Source organism: Paraburkholderia sp. J11-2, assembly GCF_905220185.1.
GTDB lineage: Bacteria > Pseudomonadota > Gammaproteobacteria > Burkholderiales > Burkholderiaceae > Paraburkholderia.
In genome coordinates this window covers 64051-78510 of sequence record NZ_CAJMYY010000003.1, presented here as the reverse complement: position 1 = coordinate 78510, position 14460 = coordinate 64051, and the positions used below count along the sequence as shown (strand labels likewise).

Annotated in this window: 13 protein-coding genes; 10 read left to right on the top strand and 3 right to left on the bottom strand. The window is 64.2% G+C overall.

The window, feature by feature from the left end; genetic code table 11:
• Positions 1-132 precede the first annotated feature (132 nt).
• The 4 genes from U5A57_RS04795 to U5A57_RS04780 all read left to right on the top strand — a co-directional run bounded on the left by U5A57_RS04795 (position 133) and on the right by U5A57_RS04780 (position 5434).
• Complete coding sequence (locus tag U5A57_RS04795; protein WP_321908680.1) at positions 133-1725, top strand: ABC-F family ATPase; 1593 nt, start codon at positions 133-135, stop codon at positions 1723-1725.
• Positions 1726-1917: 192 nt separating this feature from the next.
• Positions 1918-3351 carry an aldehyde dehydrogenase family protein gene (locus tag U5A57_RS04790; protein WP_321908678.1) on the top strand — a complete coding sequence of 478 codons (1434 nt, stop codon included), beginning with the start codon at positions 1918-1920 and terminating at the stop codon, positions 3349-3351.
• Positions 3352-3516: 165 nt separating this feature from the next.
• The gene (locus U5A57_RS04785; protein ID WP_321908676.1) at positions 3517-4707 is read left to right on the top strand and encodes a nitronate monooxygenase family protein; all 1191 of its coding nucleotides are present in this window, start codon (positions 3517-3519) and stop codon (positions 4705-4707) included.
• An 82-nt stretch (positions 4708-4789) separates the two neighbouring features.
• Complete coding sequence (locus tag U5A57_RS04780) at positions 4790-5434, top strand: OmpW/AlkL family protein (protein WP_321908674.1); 645 nt, start codon at positions 4790-4792, stop codon at positions 5432-5434.
• 53 nt (positions 5435-5487) lie between these two features.
• On the opposite strand, the gene U5A57_RS04775 is transcribed toward U5A57_RS04780, so the two are convergent.
• Positions 5488-5691: a DUF1289 domain-containing protein gene (locus tag U5A57_RS04775; RefSeq protein WP_028204006.1), complete on the bottom strand. Its 204-nt coding sequence runs from the start codon at positions 5689-5691 to the stop codon at positions 5488-5490.
• Between the two features lie 466 nt (positions 5692-6157).
• Here U5A57_RS04775 and U5A57_RS04770 point away from each other — a divergent pair, with 466 nt between their 5' ends.
• The 4 genes from U5A57_RS04770 (at position 6158) to U5A57_RS04755 (ending at position 10277) form a co-directional block, all read left to right on the top strand.
• Positions 6158-7258, top strand: a complete 1101-nt coding sequence (locus U5A57_RS04770) for a polyamine ABC transporter substrate-binding protein (RefSeq protein ID WP_321908671.1) — start codon at positions 6158-6160, stop codon at positions 7256-7258.
• 111 nt (positions 7259-7369) lie between these two features.
• The gene (locus U5A57_RS04765) at positions 7370-8530 is read left to right on the top strand and encodes an ABC transporter ATP-binding protein (protein WP_415765183.1); all 1161 of its coding nucleotides are present in this window, start codon (positions 7370-7372) and stop codon (positions 8528-8530) included.
• Positions 8527-9462 (top strand): ABC transporter permease subunit, encoded by a 936-nt coding sequence (locus U5A57_RS04760; protein WP_321908669.1) that lies wholly within the window; start codon positions 8527-8529, stop codon positions 9460-9462. Before U5A57_RS04765 ends, U5A57_RS04760 begins: the two co-directional genes overlap by 4 nt.
• A complete protein-coding gene (locus U5A57_RS04755; protein WP_158757721.1) occupies positions 9459-10277 on the top strand; it encodes an ABC transporter permease subunit in 819 nt (272 codons plus the stop codon). The genes U5A57_RS04760 and U5A57_RS04755 overlap by 4 nt, the downstream gene beginning before the upstream one ends.
• A gap of 83 nt (positions 10278-10360) precedes the next feature.
• Here U5A57_RS04755 and U5A57_RS04750 read toward each other — a convergent pair whose 3' ends face one another.
• Positions 10361-11782, bottom strand: coding sequence for a methyl-accepting chemotaxis protein (locus tag U5A57_RS04750; protein ID WP_321908668.1), 1422 nt, complete (start codon positions 11780-11782; stop codon positions 10361-10363).
• Positions 11783-11999: 217 nt separating this feature from the next.
• Between U5A57_RS04750 and U5A57_RS04745 the strand changes: the two genes are divergently transcribed.
• Positions 12000-12131 carry a hypothetical protein gene (locus U5A57_RS04745; protein ID WP_267904745.1) on the top strand — a complete coding sequence of 44 codons (132 nt, stop codon included), beginning with the start codon at positions 12000-12002 and terminating at the stop codon, positions 12129-12131.
• Positions 12132-12150: 19 nt separating this feature from the next.
• Entirely contained in the window at positions 12151-12921 is a 771-nt protein-coding gene (locus U5A57_RS04740; RefSeq protein ID WP_321908666.1) for a class I SAM-dependent methyltransferase, read from the top strand.
• Here the strand turns inward: U5A57_RS04740 and U5A57_RS04735 are convergent.
• Positions 12918-14399 (bottom strand): NAD(P)/FAD-dependent oxidoreductase, encoded by a 1482-nt coding sequence (locus tag U5A57_RS04735; RefSeq protein ID WP_321908664.1) that lies wholly within the window; start codon positions 14397-14399, stop codon positions 12918-12920. The genes U5A57_RS04740 and U5A57_RS04735 overlap by 4 nt on opposite strands.
• Positions 14400-14460: the final 61 nt, after the last annotated feature.

Here is a 14460-nt window from a genome sequence, read left to right as displayed (position 1 = left end):
CACTTCCAGCCGTGTCATGCTGCGCGGGGCAGGCCCAACCCAGAGCTGTCCGTGCGGCTGGAACTCGCGCGCGAAGTGGCATAACCTGCTAAAATTACAGGTTTTTCGTCGATCTACTTACCGGGACGCGCTGTGCTCTCTACCGCCAACATCACCATGCAATTCGGGCCGAAGCCCTTGTTCGAGAACATCTCGGTCAAATTCGGCGAAGGCAACCGCTATGGCCTGATCGGCGCGAACGGTTGCGGCAAATCCACGTTCATGAAGATCCTCGGTGGCGACCTCGAGCAGAGCTCGGGCAACGTCATCCTCGAGCCGAACGTGCGTCTGGGCAAGCTGCGCCAGGACCAGTTCGCGTACGAAGACGTGCGCGTGCTCGACGTCGTCATGATGGGCCACACGGAAATGTGGGCCGCGATGACCGAGCGCGACGCGATCTACGCGAACCCCGAAGCTACCGACGACGACTACATGCACGCCGCCGAACTCGAAGCGAAGTTCGCCGAGTACGACGGCTACACGGCCGAAGCGCGCGCGGGCGAACTGCTGCTCGGCATCGGCATCGGCACGGATTTCCACAACGGCCCGATGAGCGGTGTGGCGCCGGGCTGGAAGCTGCGCGTGCTGCTCGCGCAGGCGCTGTTCTCGAAGCCCGATGTTCTGCTGCTCGACGAACCGACCAACAACCTCGACATCAACTCGATCCGCTGGCTGGAAGACGTTCTGAACGAGTACAACTCGACGATGATCATCATCTCCCACGATCGACACTTCCTGAACCAGGTCTGCACGCACATGGCGGACATGGACTACGGCACGCTGAAGGTCTGGCCGGGCAACTACGACGACTACATGCTCGCTTCCGCACAGGCGCGCGAGCGTCAGCAGGCCGCGAACCAGAAGGCGAAGGAGCGCGTGGCCGACCTGCAGGACTTCGTGCGCCGCTTCTCGGCGAACAAGTCGAAGGCGCGCCAGGCCACCAGCCGTCTGAAGATGATCGACAAGATCAAGATCGAGGAATTCAAGCCCTCTTCGCGTCAGAACCCGTTCATCCGCTTCGAGTTCGAGAAGAAGCTGCACAACATCGTCGTGGTCGCGGAAGAGATCACGAAGACGTACGAGCGCCGCATCTTCAACAAGCTCAGCATCAGCGTGCAGCCGGGCGAGCGCATCGCGATCATCGGCGAGAACGGCGCGGGCAAGACCACGCTGCTGCGCTCGCTGCTGGGCAACCTGGCTGTCGACAACGGCTCGGTGAAGTGGGCGGAGAACGCGAGCGTGGGCTACATGCCGCAGGACACGTACGAAGAGTTCCCGGCCGACGTCACGCTCATGGACTGGATCGACCAGTACCGCCAGGAAGGCGACGACGAGCAGTCGGTGCGCGGCACGCTCGGCCGCCTGCTGTTCAACGCCGACGACATCAGGAAGTCGGTGAAGGTGCTGTCGGGCGGGGAGAAGGGCCGCATGATCTGGGGCAAGCTGATGCTCGGTCGCCACAACGTGCTGCTCATGGACGAGCCCACGAACCACATGGACATGGAGTCGATCGAGTCGCTGCAGATCGCGCTCGAAAAGTTCGAAGGCACGCTGGTTTTCGTGTCGCACGACCGCGAGTTCGTGAATGGCCTCGCCAACCGCATCATCGAGGTGAAGACCGACGGCACGGTCAAGGACTATAGCGGCAACTACGAAGACTTCCTGGCGAGCCAGGGGCTGCATTGAGGCTCGGTCGCTGATCGAGGCATGAAATGAAAACGGGCGGCGCGTGAGCGTCGCCCGTTTTGTTTTTCCGGCGTCGTAATGTGCTTGCTGCACGCCGGCTTTACGTATGCGTCAAGCAGGCTAGAATGCACTGTCGCCGCGGCGAGCGCCGCGATGAAATCGCAAACGAACACGGAGACAGGAGCACCGCCCATGAACAACTACGCGCAGTTCTACATCAACGGCCAGTGGGTCGCCCCGCAAGGCAAGGGCACGATCGACGTGATCGACTCGGGCACCGAAGCGGTGATGGGCCGCATTCCCGAAGGTATCGAAGCGGACGCCGAAGCTGCCGTCGCCGCCGCGCGCGCCGCTTTCGAGGGCTGGGCCGCAACGCCGGCCGCCGAGCGCGGTGCATATCTGCAGAAAATCGCCGACAACCTCAAGGCCCGCACTGACGAACTCGCGCAATTGATCGCTGGCGAAGTGGGCATGCCGCTCAAGCTCGCGCGCGCCATCCAGGTGGGCGGCCCGGTCTACAACTGGGGCGCTTACGCGAAGCTCGCAAGCGACTTCCAGTACGAAGAGCGCGTGGGCAACTCGCTCGTCGTGCGCGAACCGGTGGGCGTCGTCGTGGCCATCACGCCGTGGAACTATCCCCTCAACCAGATCACGCTCAAGGTCGCCGCCGCGCTCGCCGCGGGCTGCACTGTCGTGCTCAAGCCTTCCGAGGTCGCGCCGCTCAACGCATTCGTGCTTGCCGAGGCCATCCATGAGGCAGGCCTGCCCGCGGGCGTGTTCAACCTCGTGACGGGCTACGGCCCGGTGGTGGGTGAGGTGCTCGCGCGCCATCCGGACGTCGACATGGTGTCGTTTACCGGCTCGACGCGCGCGGGCAAGCGTGTGTCGGAAGTCGCATCGGCCACGGTCAAGCGCGTTGCGCTGGAACTGGGCGGCAAGTCGGCCTCCGTGGTGCTCGACGACGCCGACTTTGCGGCCGCCGTGAAGGGCACGGTGGGCGCATGCTTCCTGAATTCGGGGCAGACCTGCTCGGCGCACACGCGCATGATCGTGCCGGAATCGCGCTACGAAGAAGCGCGAGACCTGGCGAAGCAGGCCGCAGAGGCGTTTACCGTGGGCGACCCGCGCGACGAGAAAGCGAAGCTCGGTCCGCTCGCCTCGAAGGTGCAGCAGGAGCGCGTGCTGCACTACATCGAGCGAGGCATGGCCGACGGCGCCGAGCTCGTGAGCGGCGGTCCCGGCATGCCGGAAGGCGTGACACAGGGTTTCTTCGTGAAGCCGACCGTGTTTGGCCGCGTGCCGCGCGACGCGGCCATCGCGCAGGAGGAGATCTTCGGGCCGGTGCTCACGATTCTCACGGCGAAGGATGAGGACGACGCCGTGGCGATCGCCAACGACTCGCTGTATGGCCTTGGCGGCGCGGTTTGGGCCGGCAGCGACGAGCGCGCGATGCGCGTGGCGCGCCGCATTCGTACTGGCCAGATCGACATTAACGGCGGCACATGGAACATGGCCGCGCCGTTCGGCGGCTTCAAGCAGTCCGGACACGGCCGCGAAAACGGCGCGTACGGCCTCGAGGAGTACCTCGAATACAAATCGATGCAGTTCAAGCTCCCGAAGGGCTGATGAGGCATCTCGTCGCGCGCTATCGCAAATCTTTTAGTGCGACGTGTTGATGTAAATCATGATCGCGGACTTCTTCACAGATGTCCGCGTTTTTGTTTGATGCATGTCAATGTCATATGTGGGGTACGCGCGACCATAGGCGCTTTGTCATCGACAGAGCACAACATGGTTCCTGGCCACTCCTTCGCTCCGCTCCAGATTCGCGGTCGTCAACTCCTGCCCGTCGTGCAGGGCGGCATGGGTGTCGGCATTTCGGCACACCGGCTGGCTGGCAGTGTCGCGCGTGAAGGCGCGCTCGGCACGATCGCGAGCATCGACCTGCGCCATCACCACAGCGATCTCATGGACATGTGCCGCGCCGACCCGCAGCACGAAACGCTCGCGCGCGCGAACCTCATCGCGCTTGGCCGTGAAATTGCGGCGGCTCGCAAGCTGGCAGGCGGCAACGGCATGATCGCCGTGAACGTCATGAAGGCGGTCAACGCCCACGCCGACTATGTGCGCGCCGCCTGTGAGCACGGCGCCGACGCCATCGTCATGGGCGCTGGCCTGCCGCTCGATCTGCCCGACCTCACGGCGGGCGTGGATATCGCGCTCGTACCGATCCTGTCCGATGCACGCGGTGTCGCGCTCGTGCTCAAGAAGTGGATGAAGAAGGGCCGCCTGCCCGACGCCATCGTGATCGAGCATCCGGCATACGCGGGCGGTCACCTGGGCGTGACCGACATCGCCGACATGGGCAACGAGCGCTTCGCATTCACCCAGATTTTCGAGGAACTCGAAGGCGTCTATGCCACGCTCGGCATTTCGCGGCGCGACGTGCCGCTCGTCGTGGCCGGCGGCATCAACAGCCATGAGGCTGTGCGCAAATGGCTCGAAGCGGGCGCCAACGGCGTGCAGGTCGGCACGCCGTTCGCGGTGACCGAGGAGGGCGACGCGCACCCCGACTTCAAGCGCGTGCTTGCCGACGCAAAGCCTGAAGACATCGTCGAGTTCGTGAGTGTGACGGGCTTGCCGGCACGCGCGGTGAAAACGCCGTGGCTCGAACGTTATCTGCGCAACGAGTCGCGTATTCGCACCAAGATCGGCTCGCTCAAGCTCGCTTGCCCAACCGGGCTCGAATGTCTTTCGGCCTGCGGGCTGCGCGATGGCATCGAGAAGTTCGGCCACTTTTGCATCGACACGCGCCTCGCGGCGGCGTTGCGTGGCGACGTCGCGAACGGCTTGTTCTTCCGCGGCCGCGAAGCGCTGCCGTTTGGCAATGCCATCCGCAGCGTTCGCGACCTGCTGGAACTGCTGCTGACCGGCGCTGCGCGACCCGCGGTCGCACAGCGCGCAGCGTTCGCACTGGCTTGACACTTATCAAAACGGCACCGGGCCCCGTCTCTGACAATTTGTAGGCCTTCCTACGGCTACATAACAGACACGGGGTTTATCGATGTACCAAGCAATTAAAAAGATCGCGGCAACCGCCGCGCTCACCATGGGCGCGGCCCTCCTGGCGGCCCCCGCCAACGCAGCCAGCTCGCCCGACTCGGGCATCTACGCGGGAGACTGGCTGGTGCGCCTGCGCGCGATCGAGATCGCGCCGGACGCGCGCGGCAACGGTACGCTCGGTGCGATTGGCGCGGACGTGAACAACGCCATCGTGCCCGAGCTCGACTTCACCTACATGGCGACCAACAACATCGGCGTGGAGCTGATTCTCGGCACGTCGCGCAACCAGGTCACATCGAACATCGGTGCACTCGGCGGCGTGGGCGTGCTGCCGCCTACGCTGCTGCTGCAGTATCACTTCAACAACGCGGGTAAGGTGCGGCCGTACGTGGGCGCGGGCATCAACTACACGCTGTTCTACAACAACGGTCTGCACGCAGGCGGCCAGCCGGTTTCGATCGACAACCACAGCTTTGGTCCGGCGCTGCAGTTCGGCATCGACTTCCAGGTGACGAAGCGGATTTTCGTGAACGCGGATATCAAGAAGATCTGGATGCACACCGACGCGTCAATGGGTGGCACGTCGCTCGGCACGCTGCACATCGATCCGCTCGTGGTGGGTCTGGGCGTCGGCATGAAGTTCTGAGCGATCGCCCCTCCACCGACTTTCGAACGCCGGCTTGTCCGGCGTTTTTTGCTTCAGGCGCGGTCTTTCTGGAAGCGCATGGCCGTGCCTTCGCGCTCGATGCGCTCCCACACGGCGCGCTTTTCCTCGTCGCTCAAGAAGACCCAGTTGGAGACTTCCACGGCGGTGCGCCCGCAACCTTTGCAGACGTCGTCGAAAAGGGTCGAGCACACGCCAATGCATGGGCTGTCGGGGAGGTCGTGGAGATTGGATGCCATTGAAGAGCCTTGGGGCGTGGCCGGGCGTCGCGCGCGCCGGCTTGGGAACGAAACGCCGCTATGTTAACCGATACCGGGCGCGGCGGCCGCCCGCGCCCGTGCTCGCGCCGCGGCGGCATACGATGCGCGATGAATCGGCAAAGCGACTGCAAGCCGATAGCAAGGTGGAGCGAGGCGCCGCGCCCAGCGGGCAGCGGGCCGTCGCGCGCATGCGCCACTAGAGCGGTTTTTTGTGGACATGGCCCGTGAAACGGCTAAAATTGCGCGCGATTTACCGTCCGCGCGCGGCTGGCCGTACTCCCATGGCCCATGTTCCGTTTGCGCGACACGCCCGCGTTTTATTACTTGCCGGGCGGGTTTGATGGTAGGTTTTAGGAAAGTCAGGGGAGCCGTGCACGGGTGACACGTGGCGCGGCACGAAGCGAGGCAGGCGGCCGGCCGGAGCCGGTCAGGATCGGAGAACGGGATGAAGAAAGGGCTTGTGGCGCAACTGGTCGCGCTCGCACTGTGCGCGGCGCCGTGGATGACGTCGGTAGCGAAGGACACGCAGCTGAACGTGTACAACTGGTCCGATTACATCGCCAAGGACACGATTCCGAACTTCACGAAGCAGACCGGCATTCAGGTCAAGTACGACAACTACGACAGCGACGACACGCTCCAGGCCAAGCTGCTCGCGGGCAATTCGGGTTACGACATCGTCGTGCCGACCAGCAACTACGCGGGCAAGCAGATCGCCGCCGGCATTTTCGCGCCGCTCGACAAGTCGAAGATCCCCAACCTCAAGTATCTCGATCCGCAACTGATGGCGCTGGTCGCCGGCGCGGATCCCGGCAACAAGTTCGCGGTGCCCTGGGCGTACGGTACGACCGGTCTCGCCTATAACGTCACGAAGGCACAGCAGATCCTCGGCAAGAACGTGCCGCTCGACAACTGGGACATCCTCTTCAAGCCCGAGAACATCTCGAAGCTGAAGGCCTGCGGCGTGTCCGTGCTCGACGCGCCGGACCAGATGTTCGCGGCCGCGCTGCACTACATCGGCCGTGACCCGCTCTCGACGAACCCGGACGATTATCGCGCCGCGCTCGCGATGATGAAAAAGATCCGCCCGTACATCACGCAGTTCAACTCGTCGGGCTATATCAACGACCTCGTGGGCGGCGACATCTGCTTCGCGTACGGCTGGTCGGGCGACGTCGTGATCGCCAAGCACCGCGCCATCGACGCGAAGAAGCCGTACAAGATCGAGTACTACATTCCGAAGGGCGGCGCGCCGATCTGGTTTGACGTGATGACCATCCCGAAGGATGCGCAGCACAAGGAGGCCGCGCTCGAGTGGATCAACTACATCGAGACGCCGCAGGTTCACGCAGCGATCACGAACGCGGTCTACTACCCGAGCGCGAACGCGGAAGCGCGCAAGTACGTGGACAAGGACATCGCCAACGACCCGGCCGTGTACCCGTCGCCCGAAGTCCTGAAGACGTTGTTCCTGCTCAAGCCGCTGCCGCCTGAGATCCAGCGCCTGCAGACGCGTCTGTGGACCGAGTTCAAGTCGGGCCGCTGACGCGGTTGAAATCCAATCCCGTTTTACCCCGAGCCCTCGGCACGATGCCGGGGGCTTTGTTCGTCAACCCCGTCCAAGATTCACGCAGAAACAGGCAGGGCAGAGAGAATCATGAGTGACCAGTCGAGCGCGCCGGCAACCGCCGGTTCGCTGCCTTCGGGCTTCACCGCGGCAGATTCGGCCGCGGACAACTTCGTGCAGATCGTCGATGTCGTCAAGAAGTTCGGCGAAACGGCGGCAGTCAAGGGCGTCAACCTGTCGGTGAAGAAGGGCGAGCTGTTCGCGCTGCTCGGCAGCTCGGGCTGCGGCAAGTCCACCTTGCTGCGCATGCTCGCGGGTCTCGAAACCGTGACGTCAGGCAAGATCCTGATCGACGGCGAGGACCTGGCCTCCATGCCGCCGTACCGCCGGCCGGTCAACATGATGTTCCAGTCGTACGCGCTTTTTCCGCACATGACGGTGGAGTCGAACGTGGGCTTCGGACTGCGCCAGGAAGGCGTGAAAAAGGACGAACTCAAGGACCGCGTGGCGAACGCGCTCGAACTCGTGCAGATGACGCGCTTCGCCAAGCGCAAGCCGCACCAGCTTTCGGGCGGCCAGCAGCAGCGCGTGGCGCTCGCGCGCTCGCTCGTGAAGCGCCCCAAGCTGCTTCTGCTCGACGAGCCGATGTCCGCCCTCGACAAGCAGATTCGCCAGCGCACGCAAATCGAACTCGTCAACATTCTCGACAAGGTCGGCGTCACCTGCATCATGGTCACGCACGACCAGGAAGAGGCCATGACGATGGCGGGGCGCCTCGCGGTGATGAGCGAAGGCGAGATCGTCCAGCTCGGCACGCCGAACCAGGTCTATGAATTCCCGAACAGCCGCTTCTCGGCGGAGTTCATCGGTTCGACCAATCTCTTCGACGGCAACGTGGTCGAGGACGAGCCCGATCACGTGTTCGTCGAGTGCCCGGAACTGCCGGTGCGCCTTTACGTGAATCACGGCATCACCGGGCCGCTCGGCATGCCCGTGACGATCTCGGTGCGCCCCGAGCGCATCTCGCTCACGCGCAAACCGCCCGAAGGCGTGTTCAACTGGGGCAAAGGCGTGGTCAAGAACATCGCCTATATGGGCGGCTACTCGCTCTATCACGTCAAGCTCGACTCGGGCAAGACGGTGATCGCGAACATGTCGAGCCTCGCGCTCTCCGAGATCGACTCGCCCACGTGGGAAGACGAAGTCTACGTGCGCTGGAGCGCCTCGGCCGGTGTGGTGCTGACGTCATGAGCACGACGACTTTCCGCAACTTCCTGAACTGGCCCGCGAAACGCTTCAACCTGACGGGCCGCACGGCCGTCGTGGCGGGTCCGTTCATCTGGCTGCTGCTGTTCTTCCTCGTGCCGTTCATCCTGGTGGTGAAGATCAGCTTCGCCGACCAGCAGCTCGGCATTCCGCCGTACACGGAGCTGGCGTCGTTCGCGGACGGTGTATGGCACATCGCGCTCGACTTCTCGCACTACGCGTTCCTGTTCCAGGACAGCCTGTACTTCGCGACCTACGTGAATTCGGTGGTCGTGGCGGCGATTTCGACGCTGCTGTGCCTCATCATCGGCTATCCGATGGCGTATTACATCGCGCGCTCGAATCCGGCCTCGCGCAACATCCTCATGATGGCCGTGATGCTGCCGTTCTGGACGTCGTTCCTGATCCGCGTGTACGCGTGGATCGGCATTCTGAAGAACAACGGACTGCTGAACAATTTCCTGATGTCGATCGGCATCATTCATTCGCCCCTCGAGCTTTATCACACGAACACGGCCGTTTATATCGGCATGGTGTATTCGTATCTGCCGTTTCTCGTGATGCCGCTCTACGCGCACCTCGTGAAGATGGACCTCACGCTGCTCGAAGCCGCGTACGACCTCGGCGCGAAGCCGTGGCGCGCGTTCGTGGAGATCACGCTGCCGCTCTCGAAGAACGGCATTATCGCGGGCTGCCTGCTGGTGTTCATTCCGGCGGTGGGCGAGTACGTCATTCCTGAGTTGCTTGGCGGCGCGAACACGCTGATGATCGGCCGCGTCATGTGGAACGAGTTCTTCGACAATGCCGACTGGCCGATGGCCTCCGCCGTGACCTGCGCGATGGTGCTCCTGCTGCTCGTGCCTATGGCGCTGTTCCAGCACTACCAGGCGAAGGAACTGGAGGGCCGCGGCAAATGAAACCGAATCGCGTTCTGATGTTTATCGCGCTCGGCCTCGGCTTCGCGTTCCTCTATATCCCGATCCTGAGCCTGATCGTCTATTCGTTCAACGAGTCGCAACTCGTGACGGTGTGGACGCGCTTTTCCACGCGCTGGTATCAGGCGCTCATCACCGACGACGAGCTGATCACCGCCGCCTGGCTCTCGCTGCGCATCGCGCTGATGACGGCGTTCGCGTCGGTATTCATCGGCACGTGGGCGGGCTTCGTGCTCGCGCGCATGGGGCGCTTTCGCGGCTTTACGCTCTTCTCGGGCATGATCAACGCACCGCTCGTGATTCCCGAAGTGATCCAGGGCATTTCGCTCTTGCTGCTCTTCGTGGAAATGGGCAAATTGATCGGCTGGCCCGCGGGGCGCGGCGTGTTCACAATCTGGATCGGCCACGTCATGCTGTGTATTTCGTACGTTGCCATCATCGTGCAGTCGCGCGTGCGCGAGTTGAATCCGTCGCTCGAAGAGGCTGCGCTCGACCTGGGCGCGACGCCGTTCAAGGTGTTCTTCCAGATCACGCTGCCGCTCATTTCGCAGGCGCTTGCGGCCGGCTGGCTGCTCTCGTTCACGCTCTCGATCGACGACCTGGTGCTCTCGGCGTTCCTTTCGGGGCCGGGCTCGACCACGCTGCCGCTCGTGGTGTTCTCGCGTGTGCGCCTCGGCCTGAACCCGGAGATGAACGCGCTCGCTACGCTGTTCATTGCGGTCGTGACCGTGGGTGTGATCGCCGGCAACTATTTCATGCAGCGCGCGGAGCGCAAGCGGATGGCGATGGCCGTTTGATCGCCAACGCGCTTCGAGGCGCATGCAAAAACGGCGCGCGGACAGCCATGTCCGCGCGCCGTTTGCTTTTGGGCGATCGATCGTTACAGACGGTATCCCATGCGAAACCCGCCCCAGTGCCGCCCGTTCACGAAGATCGGCGCGGAGGCGTCCTTCATCATCACGAACGTGCCGCCGCCCATGTCACGACGGTACGTTTGCAGCAGGAAGGGCTTGGTGTGCGAGCCGGCGGCGCGCCCCGCACGGTCGTTGAAGATGCGGTGATTGCGGCAGTTCGCGGCATTCCACACCGGGTCGGCGCCTTGCGGATGCGAGAACTTGCGATTGTGCGTGGGAATGTAGCCGCGCGGATCGATCGCCACGCAGAAGGCGACGCGCTCGTCGAACGCGAGCAGCGGTTCGAGGATCGCAGGCAGCACGCGGTCGGTGAAGGCGGTGAAGCGCGTCATATGCTGCTGCGGGTTCGTGTTCGGCACCGGCGCGTAGACGCTGTCGAACAGATCCGCTTCGCCGATCTCGCCACGCGCGAGCGCGCCTTCGAACTGCTTGCTGACCTGGGCGGCGGCGCGCTGTACGGTCTCGATGAAACGCGTGTCGTCGGTTTCCACGCCCGTGGCGGCGGAAAGTTCGATGAGCGTTTCCGAGACCTCGAGCAACTTGCCGAGCTGATCCTTCGCCTGCACGAAGTTGCGCCCCGAATCTTCGACGCCGGCGACCATCTCGCCCACCTGGCTTTCGAGCCCGTCGCATTTCGTCTCGATCTCGCCCGTGAGCTGGGCGATCTGTCCGGCGTGCTCGTCGAGCTGCATGATCGCCTGGCCGGTGCTGTGCACGGCCGCGCCAATGGTGTGCGTGCCTTCGCGCACGCGATGCGCGCGTTCAGTGTTGGCGGTGCCTTCGGCGATGAGCTGCTCGGTCTGCTGCGTGAGCTGCCCGAGCGTTTGCTCGATCTGGCCGGTAGCCTGCGCGGTTTTCGCAGAGAGGTTCTTCACTTCGCTCGCGACCACGGCGAAGCTCTTGCCGGACTCGCCCGCGCGCGCTGCTTCGATGGCCGCGTTCAGCGCGAGAAGCTGGGTTTGCCGCGCGATCAGCGAGATTTCCTCGGAGACCTTCGAGACATGCGCAAGCGCGCTCTTGAGCGAGCGGATCTGCGTCTCGATGACGGTGACGCTCTCGACCAGCCCGTGAATGTCGGCGAGTGATTCCTCGATGGTCTGCTGCGATTGCTGCACCGTGGCGGCGGTGCCCGTGCTCAGCTCGCGCATGGCGCGCGCTGCCGCGGCGATCTGGTGGTTGCCGGCGAGCGTGTGCGCTGCCGACTCGCGCAGGGCGTGGCACACGTCGGTCTGACGCTGCACGCGCGCGGCGACTTCGTCGACGTGGCCCGCCACGTCGCAGATCTCGATTCCGAGCCTGCCGGCGTGCGCAGCAATGTCGCCAACGACGCCGGCGGATTTTCCCGCGCGGCGGCGACCGCGCAGGCCCAGCAAACGCAAACGTGTCATCGGGTGTCTCCTTGCCCGGTGCGCAATGAAAAGCGCAACGCTGTGAAAAGCGGCGTGCCCAGTCGTCAGCAGGTCCGATCGCCGGGCTTTCTGAACTTGTTTACGGCGCGTAATACGCAGACTTGAGCGCAGGGGGTGCGCCTGGCGCTATGATCGGGAACTCGGGCGCTCCGCAAGCCTGAAATGAGGAGCACAGGGGCGTCGCGATGGGAGCAAGATGATCGAAGCGATTTTCGGCGGGAGCGCGCCGCTCGCGCTCTGGCAGCAACTGATCCAGCTCTGGGAGCTGATCCTGATGGTATTGCGCTTCCTCTGGGAGCTGGTGAAGCTCCTGGGCGGCGGCGGTTGAACGACAAAAGGGCAGAACGATGATCGACGATTCCACCCGGCGTTTCACCGACCGGGTCGCAGACTACGTGAAATACCGGCCGACCTATCCGCGCGAAGTGGCGACCTTCGTGCACGTGGAGTGCGGCATTGCGCCGGGTGCGCCCGTGGCCGACATCGGCGCGGGTACGGGCCTCTCAACCAGGCTTTTCCTCGACGCGGGCCACCCCGTCACGGCCGTCGAGCCGAACGCGGCCATGCGCGCCGCGGCGGACGAAATGCTAGGCGGCTACAAAGGCTATCGCAGTGTCGCGGGCACGGCGGAGGCGACGACGCTCGACGCCGCGAGCGTGGACCTCGTGAGCGCCGCGCAGGCGTTCCACTGGTTCCACAAGACCGATTCGCAGCGCGAGTTCGCGCGCATCCTGAAACCGCGCGGCAAGATCGTGCTGTTCTGGAACAGCCGCCTGCTCGAAGGTTCGGCGTTTCTGGCGGGCTACGAGGCGCTGCTGCAGCGTTTTTGCCCCGACTACGCGCAAGTGGCCGAAACCTATCCCGACTCGGCCGCGATGGCCGACTGGTTCGGCGACGGCTTCGAGCATCAGACTGTGTTCCCGAATGCGCAGTTGCTCGACTTCGATAGCCTGCGCGGGCGGCTGATGTCGTCGTCGTATGCGCCAAGGGCCGGCGATGAGCGCCACGAGCCGATGCTCGCGGCACTGCGCGAGCTGTTCGAGGCGACGCAAAAAAACGGTACGGTGAACTTCGCCTACGAGACGCGCGTGTACGCGGGGCATCCGCAGCGCGTCTAACGCTCGAACGCGTAGTCGGCGCTGCGCACGCGGCGCGTTTTGCGGCGAAACATGAACGTGAAGCCAGGCCACAGCGCGGTGTTCTTGCCCGCCTGCGTAAGGTAGAAGCTGCGGCACCCCGACTGCCACACGGTGCCTGCGAAACGCGCCTGCAGGCGCGCGTTCCAGCTTCGCTGCGCCTCGGCGCGAACCTCCATCGTGCGCGCGCCCGAGCGCTGCAGCGCGCGGATGCAGGCGGCGATATAGGCGATATGCGACTCGATCATGTAGATCATCGAGTTGTGCCCGAGCGCCGTGTTCGGCCCGACCATGAAGAAGAGATTCGGGAAGCCCGCGACGCTCGCGCCCAGGTACGCCTCGGGGCCGTCGCGCCGCCACGTTTCGCCGAGGTCCTGACCGTCTGCGCCCGTCACGTGGAAAGGCGCGTCGACGCCGTTGACCTGAAAACCCGTGCCGCAGACGATCGCGTCGTAAGGCCGGTGCTTGCCGTCGGCGGTGACGATGCCATCCGCAACGACCTCGCGGATCGCGTCGGTCACCAACTCCGCGTTCGGCTGCGCGAGGGCAGGGTAGTAGTCGCTCGAGAGCAGCACGCGCTTGCAGCCCAGCACGTAGTCCGGCGTGAGCCGCGCGCGCAGTTCGGGCTCTTTGACCTTATGCGCGAGATAGCTTAGCGCGAACTTCGTCGGCGCCTTGAGCAGGCGCGGCTCCACCGCGAAGCCAAGCGCACGCGATTCGTGCTGCCAGTATATGGCGGCACGCGCCACGCGTTGCGCGAAGGGCATGTGCCGGTAAATCCAGCGCCAACGTTCGCTGATGGCGCGATCGCGCCGCGGCATGATCCACGGCGGCGTGCGCTGAAACACCGTGAGCTGAGCCGCGCGCGGCTGGATATGCGGTACGAACTGAATCGCGCTTGCCCCAGTGCCGATCACGGCGATGCGCTTGCCTTCGAGTGCATAGTCATGGTCCCAGCGCGCCGAATGGAAGAGCTTGCCCTCGAAGCGCTCGATGCCCGGGATCTGCGGCATCGCCGGCCGCGAGAGCGGGCCGTTCGCAGCGATCACGATATCGGCTTCGATCGTCCGGATCGCGCCGTCGCGTTCGATCTCCACTTCCCAGACGCCGCGGGCCTGCACGAAGCGCGCCGCGTGCACGCGCGAACGATATTCGATGAAGCGCTCGACGTCATACTTGTGCGCGCAATGGCGCAGGTAGTCGAGAATTTCGTGCTGCGGCGCGTAGGTGCGCGTCCACGCCGGATTCAGCTCGAACGAAAACGAGTAGAGGTGCGAAGGAATATCGCAAGCGGCGCCTGGATACGCATTGTCGCGCCAGGTGCCTCCGAGGCTTGCGGCGGCTTCATAGATCGTGAACGAGTCCACGCCCATACTGCGCAGGCGGATCGCCATGCCGATGCCGGAAAAGCCGCTGCCGATGATGGCGATGCGCAGTGCCGCCCCGTTTCTGCTGCTCATGTGTGCGTCCGCCGTTACGTGTGATGTGCGGTGTGTCGTGCGAAGTGCTGTGATTCGCGCC

Excerpts from the sequence above, each read along its gene's own strand:
- U5A57_RS04790 (WP_321908678.1), top strand. The coding sequence starts at position 1,918 with ATGAACAACTACGCGCAGTTCTACATCAACGGCCAGTGGGTCGCCCCG.
- U5A57_RS04775 (WP_028204006.1), bottom strand. The coding sequence starts at position 5,691 with ATGGCATCCAATCTCCACGACCTCCCCGACAGCCCATGCATTGGCGTG.
- U5A57_RS04765 (WP_415765183.1), top strand. The coding sequence starts at position 7,370 with ATGAGTGACCAGTCGAGCGCGCCGGCAACCGCCGGTTCGCTGCCTTCG.
- U5A57_RS04770 (WP_321908671.1), top strand. The coding sequence starts at position 6,158 with ATGAAGAAAGGGCTTGTGGCGCAACTGGTCGCGCTCGCACTGTGCGCG.
- U5A57_RS04780 (WP_321908674.1), top strand. The coding sequence starts at position 4,790 with ATGTACCAAGCAATTAAAAAGATCGCGGCAACCGCCGCGCTCACCATG.
- U5A57_RS04785 (WP_321908676.1), top strand. The coding sequence starts at position 3,517 with ATGGTTCCTGGCCACTCCTTCGCTCCGCTCCAGATTCGCGGTCGTCAA.
- U5A57_RS04735 (WP_321908664.1), bottom strand. The coding sequence starts at position 14,399 with ATGAGCAGCAGAAACGGGGCGGCACTGCGCATCGCCATCATCGGCAGC.
- U5A57_RS04740 (WP_321908666.1), top strand. The coding sequence starts at position 12,151 with ATGATCGACGATTCCACCCGGCGTTTCACCGACCGGGTCGCAGACTAC.
- U5A57_RS04760 (WP_321908669.1), top strand. The coding sequence starts at position 8,527 with ATGAGCACGACGACTTTCCGCAACTTCCTGAACTGGCCCGCGAAACGC.
- U5A57_RS04750 (WP_321908668.1), bottom strand. The coding sequence starts at position 11,782 with ATGACACGTTTGCGTTTGCTGGGCCTGCGCGGTCGCCGCCGCGCGGGA.
- U5A57_RS04745 (WP_267904745.1), top strand. The coding sequence starts at position 12,000 with ATGATCGAAGCGATTTTCGGCGGGAGCGCGCCGCTCGCGCTCTGGCAG.
- U5A57_RS04755 (WP_158757721.1), top strand. The coding sequence starts at position 9,459 with ATGAAACCGAATCGCGTTCTGATGTTTATCGCGCTCGGCCTCGGCTTC.